The organism is Shewanella litorisediminis, assembly GCF_016834455.1.
Taxonomy (GTDB): domain Bacteria; phylum Pseudomonadota; class Gammaproteobacteria; order Enterobacterales; family Shewanellaceae; genus Shewanella; species Shewanella litorisediminis.
This window is the reverse complement of the sequence record NZ_CP069213.1, coordinates 1,380,097-1,395,604: the sequence shown is the minus strand read 5'-3', so window position 1 is coordinate 1,395,604 and position 15,508 is coordinate 1,380,097. Positions and strand designations below refer to the sequence as shown.

12 protein-coding genes and 3 tRNA genes are annotated in these 15,508 nt (G+C 53.0%); 5 read left to right on the top strand and 10 right to left on the bottom strand.

What is annotated here, in order from left to right; translation table 11 throughout:
* Positions 1 to 2: 2 nt before the first annotated feature.
* The 4 genes from JQC75_RS06070 (at position 3) to ung (ending at position 3,825) form a co-directional block, all read left to right on the top strand.
* Positions 3 to 1,010 carry a peptide ABC transporter ATP-binding protein gene (locus JQC75_RS06070; protein ID WP_203326545.1) on the top strand — a complete coding sequence of 336 codons (1,008 nt, stop codon included), beginning with the start codon at positions 3 to 5 and terminating at the stop codon, positions 1,008 to 1,010.
* A complete protein-coding gene (locus JQC75_RS06065; RefSeq protein WP_203326544.1) occupies positions 991 to 1,776 on the top strand; it encodes a peptide ABC transporter ATP-binding protein in 786 nt (261 codons plus the stop codon). Before JQC75_RS06070 ends, JQC75_RS06065 begins: the two co-directional genes overlap by 20 nt.
* Before the next feature lie 96 nt (positions 1,777 to 1,872).
* Complete coding sequence (fabV, locus tag JQC75_RS06060; protein WP_203326543.1) at positions 1,873 to 3,075, top strand: enoyl-ACP reductase FabV; 1,203 nt, start codon at positions 1,873 to 1,875, stop codon at positions 3,073 to 3,075.
* A gap of 93 nt (positions 3,076 to 3,168) precedes the next feature.
* The gene (gene ung / locus JQC75_RS06055; protein WP_203326542.1) at positions 3,169 to 3,825 is read left to right on the top strand and encodes a uracil-DNA glycosylase; all 657 of its coding nucleotides are present in this window, start codon (positions 3,169 to 3,171) and stop codon (positions 3,823 to 3,825) included.
* A 102-nt stretch (positions 3,826 to 3,927) separates the two neighbouring features.
* On the opposite strand, the gene JQC75_RS06050 is transcribed toward ung, so the two are convergent.
* From JQC75_RS06050 to JQC75_RS06010, 9 genes are all read right to left on the bottom strand, one after another.
* Positions 3,928 to 5,775, bottom strand: a complete 1,848-nt coding sequence (locus JQC75_RS06050) for a SurA N-terminal domain-containing protein (protein ID WP_203326541.1) — start codon at positions 5,773 to 5,775, stop codon at positions 3,928 to 3,930.
* A 200-nt stretch (positions 5,776 to 5,975) separates the two neighbouring features.
* A complete protein-coding gene (hupB, locus tag JQC75_RS06045) occupies positions 5,976 to 6,248 on the bottom strand; it encodes a nucleoid-associated protein HU-beta (protein ID WP_011759343.1) in 273 nt (90 codons plus the stop codon).
* A 258-nt stretch (positions 6,249 to 6,506) separates the two neighbouring features.
* Entirely contained in the window at positions 6,507 to 8,864 is a 2,358-nt protein-coding gene (gene lon / locus JQC75_RS06040; protein ID WP_203326540.1) for an endopeptidase La, read from the bottom strand.
* 128 nt (positions 8,865 to 8,992) lie between these two features.
* On the bottom strand, positions 8,993 to 10,270 hold the full coding sequence (clpX, locus tag JQC75_RS06035; protein ID WP_203326539.1) for an ATP-dependent protease ATP-binding subunit ClpX: 1,278 nt from the start codon (positions 10,268 to 10,270) through the stop codon (positions 8,993 to 8,995).
* 85 nt (positions 10,271 to 10,355) lie between these two features.
* Entirely contained in the window at positions 10,356 to 10,964 is a 609-nt protein-coding gene (gene clpP / locus JQC75_RS06030) for an ATP-dependent Clp endopeptidase proteolytic subunit ClpP (protein ID WP_011759340.1), read from the bottom strand.
* An 89-nt stretch (positions 10,965 to 11,053) separates the two neighbouring features.
* Positions 11,054 to 12,358, bottom strand: coding sequence for a trigger factor (gene tig / locus JQC75_RS06025; protein WP_203326538.1), 1,305 nt, complete (start codon positions 12,356 to 12,358; stop codon positions 11,054 to 11,056).
* 252 nt (positions 12,359 to 12,610) lie between these two features.
* Positions 12,611 to 12,686 (bottom strand) — tRNA-His (locus JQC75_RS06020).
* A gap of 12 nt (positions 12,687 to 12,698) precedes the next feature.
* Positions 12,699 to 12,775, bottom strand: a tRNA-Arg gene (locus tag JQC75_RS06015).
* Positions 12,776 to 12,839: 64 nt separating this feature from the next.
* A tRNA-Pro gene (locus JQC75_RS06010) sits at positions 12,840 to 12,916 on the bottom strand.
* Positions 12,917 to 13,153: 237 nt separating this feature from the next.
* Here JQC75_RS06010 and folD point away from each other — a divergent pair.
* Positions 13,154 to 14,008, top strand: coding sequence for a bifunctional methylenetetrahydrofolate dehydrogenase/methenyltetrahydrofolate cyclohydrolase FolD (gene folD / locus JQC75_RS06005; protein WP_203326537.1), 855 nt, complete (start codon positions 13,154 to 13,156; stop codon positions 14,006 to 14,008).
* A 109-nt stretch (positions 14,009 to 14,117) separates the two neighbouring features.
* On the opposite strand, the gene cysS is transcribed toward folD, so the two are convergent.
* Positions 14,118 to 15,497 (bottom strand): cysteine--tRNA ligase, encoded by a 1,380-nt coding sequence (gene cysS / locus JQC75_RS06000; protein ID WP_203326536.1) that lies wholly within the window; start codon positions 15,495 to 15,497, stop codon positions 14,118 to 14,120.
* Between the last annotated feature and the right edge of the window lie 11 nt (positions 15,498 to 15,508).

Below are 15,508 nucleotides of genomic sequence, written 5' to 3'. Positions count from 1 at the left end.
TTATGCCGCTATTGGATATTCGAAATCTCACCATCGAACTCGATACCCCACACGGGCGGGTCAAGGCGCTGGAAAAAGTCAGCCTGATGCTCCATGCCGGTGAAATTCATGGCTTGGTGGGCGAGTCGGGCTCAGGGCGCAGTCTGCTTGCCCGGGCCGTTTTGGGTATTCCGGGTCCTAACTGGACCATTACCGCCGACCGCATGATGTGGGATGGCAGCAATCTCATGGAAATGAGCGATGTGGAACGTCGCAATCTCATGGGCAAAGACATGGCGATGATCTTTCAGGACCCATCAGGCAGCCTTGACCCTGTAATTACCATAGGTACCCAGCTGATTGAAGCCATGCCCACCGACAGGAATACGCCCTTTTGGCGACGTGGCCGTGAGCGGCGCCTGACCGCACAAAAATGGTTGCACAAGGTGGGCATCAAAGACCCCAAGCGGGTAATGGCCTCTTATCCCTGGGAAACATCAGAAGGCGAATGCCAAAAGGTAATGATTGCCATGGCCCTTGCCAATCAGCCAAGGCTGCTGATTGCCGACGAGCCCACCAACTCCATGGAGCCCAGCACCCAGGCGCAGATATTCCGCCTGCTGGCCCAGCTAAATCAGCTGCAGGGCGTAACCATTTTGATGATTAGCCATGAGCTGGAGACATTGGCCGACTGGTGCAACAACCTGACGGTGCTCTACTGTGGTCAGGTGATGGAATCCGGCCCCATTGACGAGCTCATCCGTGAACCGCTGCATCCCTATACCAAGGCCCTGATGGACCATCTGCCCGATTATCGTGGCAGTTTGCCCCATAAGAGTCTGATGCCAGTGCTGCCGGGCTCAGCGCCTGCACTGCAGCATTTACCAATAGGCTGCCGCCTGGGTCCACGTTGCCCCGAGGCCAGACGGGAATGTGTCCATCAGCCTCAGTTGCAACACCAGAAAGACAGATACTATGCCTGCCACTTCCCCTATCGCACGGAGACGAACAATGACGACACCGCTGCTTAAGGTAACAGGCCTGTCAAAACGCTATTTTACCGGTTATCGGCGTTTCAAACGTCAGTATAACGAGGCCCTGGCGCCCATTTCCTTCGAGCTTGGCCGCGGCGAGACCCTGGCGATTGTTGGCGAAGCGGGCTCAGGAAAGAGTACCCTGGCGCGAATTTTGGTAGGCGCGGAGCAGCGCTCCAGCGGTGATATCCAATTCGAAGGTGCGTCACTGGAGAGCCGTAATTTAAAGCAGCGATGCCGGCTTATCCGCATGATTTTTCAGGATCCCAACACGTCGCTTAACCCTCGTCTCACTATCGGTGAGCTGCTCGAAGAGCCGTTAAGATTCAATACCGGGATGTCCGCCCTGGAGCGCAGCGTGCTCGTTACCGAAACCTTGCGCAAAGTTGGGCTCTTACCCGAGCATTCAGACTTTTACCCGCACATGATTTCTGAAGGGCAAAAGCAGCGGGTGGCCGTGGCACGGGCGCTGATGCTCAGCCCCAAGGTGATTATTGCCGACGAAGCCCTGACCGCTCTTGACCTCTCGGTACGATCGCAGATTCTTAATCTGCTTCTACACCTGCAAAAGGAAATGGGCCTGTCGTACATCTTCGTATCCCACAACCTTAATCTGGTGCGCCATGTGAGCGATAAAATCATGGTACTGCACAAGGGGCAGCTGATTGAGAAGGGACCAGTACAAAAAGTATTTGAAAGCCCGGAGCATGAGTACACCGCCAGACTGATTGCAGAGCAAACCCGTCAGGTGCGAAAGCGCTGAACTCATCCAACCACCGGGGTGAATTGTAAAAAAGGAGCTGCCTTCGGCCGCTCAAGTCATTATTCTATTGCCAGTGTTGACTGAAGAAGCATAAACATGATTATCAAACCAAAAATTCGTGGATTTATTTGTACCACCACTCATCCGGTAGGCTGTGAAGCCAATGTGCTGGAACAGATCAATCTGACCAAGGCCCGTGGCCCAATCGTGAATGGTCCCAAGCGCGTGCTGGTTGTCGGCTCCTCCAGTGGTTACGGTCTGTCTTCCCGCATCGCGGCAGCCTTTGGCAGCGGTGCAGCCACCATAGGCGTATTCTTTGAAAAACCCGGTACCGAGTCCAAGCCCGGTACTGCCGGCTGGTACAACTCAGCCGCATTCGACAAGTTTGCCAAAGCTGAAGGTCTCTACAGCAAGAGCCTGAACGGCGATGCCTTCAGCCATGAAGCCAAGGCTAAAGTGATTGAGCTGATTAAAGCCGACCTGGGTCAAATCGACATGGTGGTGTACTCACTGGCCTCGCCTGTGCGTAAACTCCCTGACAGCGGTGAGCTGGTGCGCTCTTCACTGAAACCTATCGGCCAGCCATACAGCTCTACCGCGGTGGACACCAACAAAGACACCATCATCGAAGCCAGTGTTGAACCCGCCACCGAGCAGGAAATTGCCGACACTGTGACCGTAATGGGTGGTCAGGATTGGGAACTGTGGCTCAACGCCCTGGATGAAGCCGGAGTACTGGCTGATGGCTGCAAGACAGTGGCTTACTCCTACATTGGCACCGAGCTGACCTGGCCTATTTACTGGCACGGCGCTCTCGGTAAGGCCAAAATGGATCTCGACCGCGCCGCTCACGCCCTGAACGACAAGCTGGCAGCCAAGGGTGGCAGCGCCAACGTGGCTGTGCTCAAAAGCGTGGTGACTCAGGCCTCTTCAGCCATTCCTGTGATGCCGCTGTACATCGCCATGGTATTCAAGAAGATGCGTGCCGAAGGCCTGCATGAGGGCTGTATGGAACAAATCCTGCGTATGTTCTCTGAACGCCTGTACAAGGCTGATGGCAGCGCACCAGAGGTGGACGAAGACAATCGCCTGCGTCTGGATGACTGGGAACTGCGTGAAGACATTCAGCAGCATTGCCGCGACCTGTGGCCACAGATCACCACCGAAAACCTGCCTGAACTGACTGACTACTTCGAGTACAAGGCTGAGTTTATCAAGCTGTTTGGTTTTGGCATTGAAGGCATCGACTACGACGCCGACGTCAATCCAGAAGTTCAGTTCGATGTGATTGAGCTGTAAGCACAAACGCTTTGAAAAACGCCGCACTGCGGCGTTTTTTTATGGCCGGAAATCAGCATAATAGATGCCTTGATTCAACAATAAGGAAGCAAAGTGGACTGGCAGCAACTTCTTGGTGATGAAAAAAGGGCGCCCTACTTTCAGGACACCCTCAAGTACGTCGATGAGCGTATACGCGCGGGCGTTACCGTGTATCCTCCCAAGGCCGAAGTCTTTAATGCCTTTCGCTTTACGCCCCTGGAACAGGTCAAGGTGGTCATATTGGGGCAAGACCCTTATCACAGCCCCAATCAGGCGCACGGCCTGTGTTTCTCAGTAAAATCGCCCTGTCCTCCGCCACCCTCACTACAGAACATCTTTAGGGAGCTGGCAAGCTCCATCCCCGGTTTTATCACGCCTTCCCACGGAGACTTAAGCCATTGGGCATATCAGGGAGTACTGCTGCTCAACACCGTATTGACGGTGGAGCGGGGTCAGGCACATTCCCACGCCCATCTCGGCTGGGAGCAATTTACCGATGCGGTGATCCGCGGCATCAGCACACATTGCCAGGGTGTCATATTTTTACTCTGGGGTAGCCATGCGGGTAAAAAATCAGGCCTGATTGACAGCAACAGGCACAGGGTGCTGCGAGCGCCTCATCCGTCACCACTCTCGGCGCACAGAGGTTTTTTCGGTTGTAATCACTTTGCCCAGACCAATGACGTGTTGCAACGTCAGGGGAAAACCGCGATAGACTGGCGCCTGTGAAATCCGCTGCTATTTGTCATTGGCTACATCGGTAAAGTGACAAGAAACCCAAATACAAAAAAGCCAGCCCCTGGGCTGGCTTTTTAACGCTGAAACTTTCCGTTATTCGGCAGCGTAGCTGATTTCAGCTTTTGCCTTCAGCGAGTCGATAACACCACGATAAGCAAGCTCAGTGTACTGGTTGTTCAGACGCTGAGACAGTGCCTGCACCAGCGCGTCTTCAACGCCTTCTGCGGCATTAACCTTATCCAGCACTACCAGGGCATAACCCGAGGCCATATTGATGGTATCAGCGCCGCCTACAGCCAATTGGAAGCCTTTGTTCACTATGGATGGGTCCAGTTCGCGATCAAAACGGGCAACCTTGGTCTTGGCAGTCAATTCCAATGTTTCTCCGGCCTTGAACTTGGCCAGCAGCTCCTGCGCCTGCAGTTTGGCTGCGTCATTGGCCTTGTCCTGGGTCAGACGAGCCACGATACCGGCCTTTACCTCGTCAAATGGCAAGGTTCCGGCTTGCTTGTGCTCTTTTACACGCACCACGGCCACATTGTTATCACCCAGATCAATCACATCGCTGTTCATGCCGCTCAGCAGTACCTGCTCAGAGAAAGCGGCCTTGATAAGCGCGGGGTTGCTGATTTCAACCGGTGGCATTTCACGGGAGAATAGACCAGTGGTTTTCACTTCGAGCCCGGTGGCTTTGGCGGCGTCGGTCAGGCTGTCTGGCACTTCGTAACTGGTGTCGGCCAGTTTTTGCTGCAGACTGTAGAACTTGTCCAGCGCGTCTTTTTCTTTGATCTGGGCGAAAATACGATCTTTAACTTCATCGAAACTGGCCTGGTCGCCGCCTTGCAGGTCAAGCAACTTGATGATGTGGAAACCATAGTCGGTTTTCACCACGGCAGAATACTGACCTTTTTCGAGACCAAACAGGGCTTCGTCAAACGCAGGATCCATAACCCCCTGTTCAAACCAGTCCAGCTGACCACCCAGTTCACCACTGAAGGTATCTTCAGAGTCGGTTTTGGCCAGTTCAGCGAAATCGGCGCCGCCCTGCAACTTGGCATAGATAGCTTCAGCCTTGGCTTGAGCTGCCGCTTCGTCATCACCCAGGTTCACCAGGATGTGGGCTGCCAGGCGTTTTTCTGGTGTCTTGTATTGGCTCATGTGTTCGTCGTAGTAGGCTTTGGCCTGCTCGTCGGTCACAGTAACATCATCGGCCAGCGACTTGGCCGACAGAGTCAGGTACTCGAGGCTCACCTGCTCAGGGTTAATAAACTGATCAGGATTGGCTTCGTAGAAGCTCTTGGCCTCATCGTCGGTCACGGTTACACCGGCTTCGAATGGCTGAGACTCAACTACAAGGTAGCGCAGATCGCGGGTCTGGCCCTGAAGCTCGGCAACAGCCTTGCCCTCAGATGGCAGCACAAACTCACTGGCTATCAGAGCATTCACCAGCTGACGACGGGTCATGTCGACACGCATCATGTCGCGGAAGCTGTTGGTTTGGTAACCCAGCTGACGCAGGATAGCCAGATAACGCTCGTTGTCGAACTTACCTTCTGTCTGGAATGCGGGCTCTTCCATGATGGCTTGCTTGATTTGCTCATCGGATATGCGCAAACCCAACTCGATGGCGGTTTGGTCCAGCAACTTGTCGGCAATCATGCGCTCAAGCACACCCTGTCTGATGGAACGCAGATAGTTATCATCGGCGGCCAGGGTCTGGAACATTTCGCCCAGTTGCTGCTCCATACGTGCCTTTTCGTTTTGATAGGCTTGCTCCAGCGCTGAGACGGGGATTTCCTCGCCATTCACTGTGGCAGCCGCAGGTTCGGTCGAGGAGCCCAGATAGCTGCTCACACCGGTAAAGGCAAAAGAAAGTATGACCAGCACCAGAATGCTCTTGGCAATGGTACCCTGGGCACCTTCACGGATCTTTTCTAACATCAGACGTCCCGCTTGTTACTCTTGTGATTGAAATAAAAAAGCGCATCTTTTGGAGGATGCGCCTTTATGTAACTTTTCAGGAATGACCTTGAATGCTTCGTCACTCCGGTGCCGGGCTAGTTTGCGCGGCCCCTTCAATTCGTAAAAAGCACTGCATTGGCAGTGCTTGAAGAACGAAAGCCTACAAAGGCGAGTCAGTATCAGTTGACTGCGTCTTTCAGAGCTTTACCAGCTTTGAATGCTGGGATCTTGGCAGCAGGGATTTTGATCTCTTTGCCAGACTGTGGGTTACGGCCGGTACGCTCAGCACGCTCACGAACTTCAAAAGTACCAAAACCAACCAGGGAAATTTTACCGCCGTCCTTCAGACCTTCGGTCACAGCAGCGATGAAAGAGTCCAATGCGCGACCGGCAGCGGCCTTGGAAATGTCGGCACCAGAAGCAATTTTCTCGATCAGTTCAGATTTATTCATGTCATCCCCTTGAATGTAATTTTTGCGCCGCAACCAAATCCTTCTCTAGAGCGGTCTGCGGAGGCTTTTATAACAAGCTTGAAACTAAAGTTCAAGCGTCAACGAAAAAGCAAAGAATTAAAGTTGGATACAGCTCAAAGCCAGCCCTGCCAAGGGTTTGGGAGGTACTGGCTCTCCACGAACCTAGGCTACCACAGGTCAAGGGTTTGTTAAGCCCCTTTTTTCACTTTTTTTAAGCCTGTAGCGCACTTTTTTGCCTTATCCGGCATTTTTGACCACTTCGAACCCCTCAATCGGGCGCTCCAGTGCCAGTTTCAGCACTTCGTCCACCCAACGCACCGGGTGAATTTGCAGATCTGCCACCACGTTAGCTGGGATTTCTTCAAGGTCACGTTCGTTTTCTTTGGGAATAAGTACATGCTTGATACCACCACGATGAGCGGCCAGCAGTTTTTCCTTGAGACCACCAATGGGCAGCACTTCGCCGCGCAGGGTAATCTCACCTGTCATGGCCACATCGGCACGCACCGGGTTACCAGTGAGGGTTGAAACCAGTGCGGTACACATGGCGGCACCGGCTGATGGACCATCCTTGGGCGTCGCACCTTCAGGCACGTGCACATGAATATCCCGCTTCTCATAGAAGTCAGGGTTGATACCCAGTTGCTCCGCACGGGCACGCACCACTGTCATGGCAGCCTGAATCGATTCCTGCATCACGTCACCCAGAGAGCCCGTGTATGTGAGCTTGCCCTTACCCGCCACCGAAGTCGCTTCAATGGTCAGCAGGTCGCCACCCACCTGAGTCCAGGCAAGCCCTGTTACCTGCCCTACCTGATTGTTGGACTCGGCCTTGCCGTAGTCGTGGCGCTGAACACCCAGGAACGACTTAAGGTTTTCACCGGTCACATCCACGTGTTTCACCGCTTTATCCAGCAGGATTTGCTTCACGACTTTACGGCAAATCTTCGACAGTTCACGCTCAAGGGCGCGCACACCTGCCTCACGGGTGTAGTAACGGATAATGCCCAGAATAGCGCCGTCGTCGACACTGATTTCATTAGGCTTAAGGCCGTTGCGCTCAACCTGCTTTGGCAACAGGTGCTGCTTGGCGATGTTGAGCTTTTCATCTTCGGTATAACCCGACAGACGAATGACTTCCATACGATCCAGCAAGGGGCCTGGAATATCCATGGAGTTACTGGTGGCCACAAACATCACATCGGACAGGTCATAATCGACCTCCAGATAGTGATCATTGAAGGTGGCGTTTTGCTCGGGATCCAATACTTCCAGCAGGGCTGAAGCCGGGTCGCCGCGCATGTCGGAGCTCATCTTATCAATTTCATCCAGCAGGAACAGTGGGTTCTTCACTCCAACCTTGGCCATCTTCTGGATAATCTTGCCTGGCATAGAGCCAATGTAGGTACGGCGATGACCACGAATTTCGGCTTCGTCACGCACACCACCCAGGGCCACGCGCACATACTTACGTCCGGTCGCCTTGGCGATGGACTGACCAAGGGAGGTTTTACCCACACCCGGTGGACCAACCAAGCACAGGATAGGGCCTTTGAGCTGCTTCACCCGTGTCTGTACTGCCAAGTATTCGAGGATACGCTCTTTAACCTTTTCAAGACCGTAGTGGTCGGCGTTGAGCACCTGCTCGGCCTTGGAGAGGTCGCGCTTGATTTTAGAACGCTCGAACCAGGGCACTGAGGTCATCCAATCAACATAAGAGCGCACCACAGTTGCTTCTGCGGACATGGGTGACATCATACGCAGCTTATTCAGCTCTGCCTGAGCCTTGTCTTTGGCATCGGCCGGCATCTTGGCCTCCTCAATCTTGCGATTGAGGGTTTCAAATTCGTCATGGCCTTCGTCAAGATCACCCAGTTCCTTCTGAATGGCTTTCATTTGCTCATTCAGATAGTACTCGCGCTGGCTCTTCTCCATTTGCTTTTTCACGCGGGAGCGGATGCGCTTCTCCACCTGCAGCAAATCGATTTCGCCTTCCATCATGGCCATCAGGTACTCAAGACGCTCACCCACGTTTACCATTTCGAGCACCGACTGCTTGTCTTCAAGCTTGAGCGGCATATGGGCTGCCATGGTATCGGCAAGACGTGCGGCCTCATCAATGCCGGACATGGAGGTCAGCACTTCGGGCGGGATTTTTTTATTGAGCTTGATGTAGCCTTCAAACTGGGCGATGGCACTGCGTACCAGCACCTCTTCTTCCTTGTCTTCCAAAGGCGCCGAATGCAACTCTTCTATGCGGCCGATGAAGAAAGGCTCTTCCTGGGTATAACGGGCAACACGGGCGCGGCGACCGCCTTCAACCAGTACTTTGACTGTGCCGTCAGGCAGTTTGAGCAGCTGGAGAATGGAGGCGATGGTCCCCACCTCAAAAATATCGTCAGCACCGGGCTCATCCAGATCGGCATCTCGCTGTGCGACAAGCATGATCTGCTTATCCTGGGCCATGGCCGTTTCAAGGCAGCGAATAGACTTTTCACGACCCACAAATAACGGAATGACCATATGGGGGTACACCACCACATCTCGCAATGGCAATACCGGCAATTCGAAATGCGCTTCACGCTCTTGGGACATAATTCGATTCCGTATCAGATGGACTATATCCGAGTATATTGGGGCTGTTTTGGCCCTTTCAATGGCATAAATGTAAAAAAGGAGCCCAATTGGACTCCTTTATTCGTGTTTTCAATGCGGATGGGCAATTATTGGTCGCCGCTGGCCGCCTGAGACTCAGTCTGCTCATAAATCAGAATCGGTGCAGACTCGCCCTTGACCACTGACTCATCTACCACGGCTTTGCTGACTCCCTGCTGAGAAGGCAGGTCATACATGGTATCCAGCAGAATACCTTCTACAATCGAGCGCAAACCACGTGCACCGGTCTTGCGTGACATGGCCTTCCGGGCAATCGCCTTTAAGGCATCTTCACGGAATTCAAGCTCAACATTTTCCATCTCAAACAAAGCGGCATATTGCTTGGTGAGGGCGTTCTTGGGCTCAGACAGGATTTGAATCAACGCCTCTTCATCCAGTTCGGCCAAGGTCGCAACTACGGGCAGACGACCGATGAACTCTGGGATAAGGCCATATTTGACCAAATCTTCCGGCTCCACCTGCGAGAGAATGTCAGACATGCTCTCTTTTTCTTCCTTACCCTTCACCTGAGCGCCGAAACCGATACCGCTACCGGTATGGGTACGTTGCTCAATCACCTTCTCAAGGCCTGCGAAGGCGCCACCACAGATAAAGAGGATCTTGGAGGTATCAACCTGCAAGAACTCCTGCTGCGGATGCTTACGGCCGCCCTGAGGTGGCACAGCCGCGACTGTGCCTTCAATCAGTTTCAACAGGGCTTGCTGCACCCCTTCACCACTCACATCACGGGTGATGGACGGGTTGTCGGACTTGCGGCTGATTTTATCGATTTCATCGATATAGACGATGCCACGCTGGGCCTTTTCCACATCGTAATCGCATTTTTGCAGCAGTTTTTGAATGATGTTCTCAACGTCTTCACCCACATAACCGGCTTCGGTCAGGGTAGTGGCATCGGCCATGGTGAAAGGCACATTGAGAAAACGCGCCAGGGTTTCAGCCAGCAGGGTCTTACCGCTACCAGTGGGGCCTATCAGCAGGATATTACTCTTACCCAGCTCAACCCCATCTTTGGGACCGGCATTACGCAAACGCTTGTAGTGGTTATATACAGCCACCGACAGCACCTTCTTGGCCTTTTCCTGGCCAATGACGTAGTCATCAAGGTGTGCTCTCAATTCATGAGGCGTCGGCAGCTTGTCCTGATCCCGCTTTGGCGAAATCTCTTTAATCTCTTCGCGAATGATGTCGTTGCAAAGCTCAACACACTCGTCGCAGACGTACACGGATGGTCCGGCGATCAGCTTTCGCACTTCGTGCTGGCTCTTTCCGCAGAAAGAGCAATACAGCAGCTTGCCGCCATCACCAGTCTTGTTATCACCCATTAGTTTACCCCGTTTGCGACCTGTCAGTCGCTTCTCTCTCTATCTCAACCTTTCAATCTGAGCTTAGCCCAGAGCGATGCAAAAATCAGCGACTGGTCAGCACTGAATCAATCAGACCGTACTCGACTGCCTGGGTTGCACTCATGAAATTGTCGCGGTCAGTGTCACGCTCAATGACTTCCATCGGCTGGCCTGTATGGTGCGACAACATCTGGTTGAGCTTGTGTTTGATACCCAAAATTTCCTGAGCATGGATGGCGATATCCGATGCCTGTCCCTGGAAACCACCCAATGGCTGGTGGATCATTACCCTGGAATTTGGCAAACAATGACGCATGCCTTTCTCACCGCCAGCAAGCAGAAACGCGCCCATGCTGCAGGCCTGGCCAATACATACAGTGCTGACCTTGGGTTTGATAAACTGCATGGTATCGTAAATCGCCATACCCGCAGTTACGCTGCCACCCGGTGAATTGATATAAAGATAGATCTCTTTATCAGGGTTTTCGGATTCCAGAAACAGCAACTGCGCTACGATAAGATTAGCCATGTGTTCTTCAACCTGGCCGACCAGGAAGATGACTCGCTCTTTCAGCAGACGTGAATAGATATCGTAGGAACGCTCACCCTTTGCAGTTTGTTCCACCACCATAGGCACGAGCGCATTGAATACTGATTCCGGTGCGTTATGCATTTATCCCTTCCCTAAATAAAAATGGCCCGCATGAGGAGCCTCATACGAGCCATTATAAATGGCTTAACGCCAATCAAGTCAAGCTGCTGTTATGCGCGGCCGGTAGCCTTGTTCATAAATTCTTCAAAAGCAACTTCCTTCTCGGTCACTTTTGCAGATTTCAGCAGCGCTTCAACGGCTTGCTCTTCCAGAGCCACGTTGCGCATGTTCTGCATCAGCTCTTTGTTGCCATTGTAGTATTCAATCACTTCGGCTGGATCTTCATAGGCAGAAGCCATGGAAGCAATCAGCGCCTGAACGCGATCTTCTTCTACTTTCAGCTCGGTAGACTTGATAACTTCGCCCAGCAGCAGACCTACTTTTACGCGGCGCTCGGCTTGCTCAGCAAACAACTCAGCTGGCAGCTCAGGCATGTTGGCTGCATTGCCACCAAAACGCTGAACGGCTTGACGACGCAGTACGTTGATTTCGCCGTCGATCAGGGCTTTTGGCAGCTCGATGTCGTTGGCAGCCAGCAGACCGTTAATCACCTGCTCTTTCACGTTGGCCTTCAGAGCCTGTTCCAGTTCACGGCTCATGTTCTTGCGGATTTCGGCTTTCAGGGCCTCAACGCCGCCATCGGTGATACCGAACAGCTTGGCAAACTCGTCACTCACTTCTGGCAGGTTAGCCGCTTTCACCTCAGTCAGGGTGATAGCGAACTTGGCCGCTTTGCCCTTCAGGTTTTCAGCGTGGTATTCCTCAGGGAAGGTCACGTCGATTTCGAATTCTTCGCCGGCTTTGTGGCCTTTGATGCCTTCTTCGAAGCCAGGGATCATACGGCCGCTGCCCAGTTGCAGCTCAAAGCCTTCGGCCTTGCCACCCTGGAACTCTTCACCGTCTACGCTGCCAACAAAGTTGATAACTACTTTGTCGCCTTCTTCAGCGGCACGCTCAACGGCGTCGAAGGTAGCGTGTTGCTTGCGCAGGGTTTCGATCATGCTGTCTACGTCAGCATCAGTCACGTCAGCTTTTGGCTGTTCAACTTCGATGGCGTCCAGACCTTTGAGTTCTACTTCTGGATACACTTCGAACGTGGCAACGAATTCGAACTTGTCGGCATCGCTTGCACCTGGCATGAAGGTAGGGGCACCGGCTGGGTTCAGCTTCTCAGCAATAATGGCTTCAACAAAATTGCGCTGCATGATCTCGCCAGTGACATCCTGACGGATAGCGGCGCCGTAGCGCTTGCTGACAACGCTCATAGGTACTTTACCAGGACGGAAACCAGGGATACGGGCACGCTTGGCTTCGCGCTTCAGGCTCTCGTTAACCAGTTTTTCGATCTGCTCGGCAGGTACAGAGATGGTCAGGCGACGCTCTAAGCCTTGAGTTGTTTCAACAGAAACTTGCATTGTTTTACCTCGAAATATGTCTAACGTCCTTTGTAAATAGCCGAGTGTTCAACTATTAAGGTGTTCGTTTCTTGATCTTTTAAATTGACTTTAATGCCTGTCACGACGGGCGCGTCGGCACTGGTCGCTCATGGTTGACAGTTATCAAGACGCGACATTATAGCCACCGATATTGCTTGAGTCGAGCCTGAAACCGGCGAATACAGCCAGAAAAAAAGCGGCCATTGGCCGCTTTTTAACCTTCTGAAGAAGTGGGGTGACTGATGGGGCTCGAACCCACGACAACCGGAATCACAATCCGGGACTCTACCAACTGAGCTACAGTCACCACTGAATTTTATGGCACGCCCGGCAGGATTCGAACCTGCGACCATCCGCTTAGAAGGCGGATGCTCTATCCAACTGAGCTACGGGCGCAAGGTATCAACAAACGTTGAAGCCTATCCGGGGAATCGACGCATACCTGCATCGACTTATAATTTGGTCGGTGATAGAGGATTCGAACCTCTGACCCTCTGCTCCCAAAGCAGATGCGCTACCGGACTGCGCTAATCACCGAAATCGTTCTGTTATTGACGCCTTACGTCAGAACGGAGCGCATCTTATCCCCTCACCTGACACCCGTCAACGATTTTTTTAAGGCTAAAATCTGCCTGGCGAATTATAGAACAATACAGAGTTATCGGGATTTGTCGCCAATGGGGACAATGACACTGTGGCCCTTGGCTGGTAGAATGTGCGCGCTAAAAACTTCAGGCTGTTTTAACACAGTCGAATACAGGAAGCCCTACACCCATGACAGCCCAAAATATCGATGGCAAGGCCATTGCCCGTGCCATTCGCACTACCCTCAGCGACAAGGTAAAAGCCCGTAAAGAGGCCGGCCAGCGCATTCCGGGTCTTGCCGTAATCCTGGTGGGGTTGGATCCCGCCTCTCAGGTCTATGTTGGCTCCAAGCGCAAGGCCTGCGAAGAGGTCGGATTTTTATCCCAGTCCTTTGACCTGCCCGACACCACCAGCGAAGAAGCGCTGCTTGCGCTGATTGACCGCTGCAATGAAGACCCGGCCATCGATGGTATTCTGGTGCAATTGCCGCTGCCAGCGCACATCGACTCTTCCAAGGTGATTGAGCGTATTCGTCCCGATAAGGATGTCGACGGTTTCCACCCTTATAATGTGGGCCGATTGGCACAGCGCATTCCTGTACTGCGTTCCTGCACCCCCATGGGCATCATGACCCTTATCCGCTCCACCGGCGTGGATACCTATGGTCTGGATGCCGTTGTGGTTGGCGCCTCTAACATTGTTGGCCGCCCCATGACACTGGAACTGCTGCTTGCAGGTTGCACCACAACCACCTGCCATCGCTTTACCAAGAACCTTGAAGATAAGGTGCGTCAGGCAGATTTGCTGGTTGTGGCCGTGGGCAAACCCAACTTTATTCCCGGCGACTGGATCAAGCCAGGCGCCATTGTGATTGACGTGGGTATCAACCGTCTCGATGACGGCCGTTTGGTAGGCGACGTGGAATTTGATGTGGCCGCGAAGCGCGCTGCCTTTATTACCCCGGTTCCCGGTGGTGTGGGCCCAATGACCATTGCGAGTCTGTTGGAGAACACCCTCTACGCCGCGGAAAACTATCACGACTGAGTGGATGCCTTTACTCTGGCAAAAGGTGTCAGAGTAAAGGCGGCAACATATAGATGCCCCAATAAAAAACGCCTGCGATTGCAGGCGTTTTTTATTGGCAAGCAGCGCTTTACTTCTTGCGCCAGGTGGTGCCTTCAGGACCGTCTTCAAGCACAACCCCAAGGGCGTTCAATCGGTCGCGGGCTACATCGGCCGCTGGCCAGTCTTTTTCGGCGCGGGCACGGTTGCGCTCAACAATCAGGGCTTCAATTTCCGCCACTTCGTCGGCATTGCCATCGCCCTGGAGGAAAGCCTCTGGGGTGGAAGACAAAATACCGAGAACTGCGGCAAGGTCTTTGAGTGCCACACCCAATTGAGATGCGGCTGCCATATCTGTGGTTTTCAGACGGTTGATTTCGCGCACCATATCAAAGAGGACCGAATAGGCCTCTGGGGTGTTGAAATCATCGTCCATGGCAGCAACAAAACGGCTGACGAACTCGTCAGCACCGGCAGCTTCAACGCTCAGGTCCAGACCTTTCAGTGCGGTATACATACGCTCGAGGGAAGCGCGAGCCTGCTTCAGGTTGTCTTCACTGTAGTTCAGCTGACTGCGATAGTGACCGGACAGCAGGAAGTAACGCACTGTCTGGGCATCGTAGTGTCCCAATACATCACGGATGGTAAAGAAGTTGCCAAGGGACTTGGACATTTTCTCACGGTCAACCATCACCATACCTGTGTGCATCCAGGTGTTCACATAAGGCGTGTCGTGGGCGCAGCAAGACTGGGCAATTTCATTTTCATGGTGTGGAAACTGCAAGTCGCTGCCGCCGCCATGGATATCAAAATGCAAACCGAGGTGCTTGCTGTTCATGGCCGAACATTCGATGTGCCAGCCTGGGCGACCCGGGCCCCATGGGGATTCCCAGGTCGGTTCGCCGGGCTTGGACATTTTCCACAGTACGAAATCCATTGGATTACGTTTGTTCTCATCCACTTCAACACGGGCACCGGCTTGAAGTTGCTCGAGGTCCTGCCCAGACAGGCGGCCGTACGCGGCATAGGACGACACGTCAAACAGCACGTCGCCATCGGCAGCAACGTAGGCATGTCCACGGTCGAGCAGACGGGTCACCATGTCGATGATTTCGTCGATGTGGAGGGTCGCGCGGGGCTCAAAACTTGGACGCACCATATTCAGTGCATCGAAATCGGCATGCATTTCACCAATCAAACGCTCGGTGAGGCTATCGCAGCTTTCGCCGTTTTCATTGGCGCGCTTAATGATTTTGTCGTCCACGTCGGTGATATTGCGCTGATAATTCACCTCGTAACCACGGTAACGCAGATAACGCACAATCATATCGAAACACACAAAAGTACGACCATGGCCAATGTGGCACAGGTCATAGATCGTCACACCACAAACATACATGCCAATTTTGCCTGGCTGTATGGGTTTAAACTCCTCTTTTTGACGACTGATACTATTGTATATCTTCAACATTCTTGCTCTCT

Bases quoted from the DNA above. Each gene is read 5' to 3' on its own strand.
- JQC75_RS06070 (WP_203326545.1), top strand. From the start codon at position 3: ATGCCGCTATTGGATATTCGAAATCTCACCATCGAACTCGATACCCCA.
- JQC75_RS06065 (WP_203326544.1), top strand. From the start codon at position 991: ATGACGACACCGCTGCTTAAGGTAACAGGCCTGTCAAAACGCTATTTT.
- fabV (WP_203326543.1), top strand. From the start codon at position 1,873: ATGATTATCAAACCAAAAATTCGTGGATTTATTTGTACCACCACTCAT.
- JQC75_RS06050 (WP_203326541.1), bottom strand. From the start codon at position 5,775: ATGTTAGAAAAGATCCGTGAAGGTGCCCAGGGTACCATTGCCAAGAGC.
- hupB (WP_011759343.1), bottom strand. From the start codon at position 6,248: ATGAATAAATCTGAACTGATCGAGAAAATTGCTTCTGGTGCCGACATT.
- lon (WP_203326540.1), bottom strand. From the start codon at position 8,864: ATGTCCCAAGAGCGTGAAGCGCATTTCGAATTGCCGGTATTGCCATTG.
- clpX (WP_203326539.1), bottom strand. From the start codon at position 10,270: ATGGGTGATAACAAGACTGGTGATGGCGGCAAGCTGCTGTATTGCTCT.
- clpP (WP_011759340.1), bottom strand. From the start codon at position 10,964: ATGCATAACGCACCGGAATCAGTATTCAATGCGCTCGTGCCTATGGTG.
- tig (WP_203326538.1), bottom strand. From the start codon at position 12,358: ATGCAAGTTTCTGTTGAAACAACTCAAGGCTTAGAGCGTCGCCTGACC.
- folD (WP_203326537.1), top strand. From the start codon at position 13,154: ATGACAGCCCAAAATATCGATGGCAAGGCCATTGCCCGTGCCATTCGC.
- cysS (WP_203326536.1), bottom strand. From the start codon at position 15,497: ATGTTGAAGATATACAATAGTATCAGTCGTCAAAAAGAGGAGTTTAAA.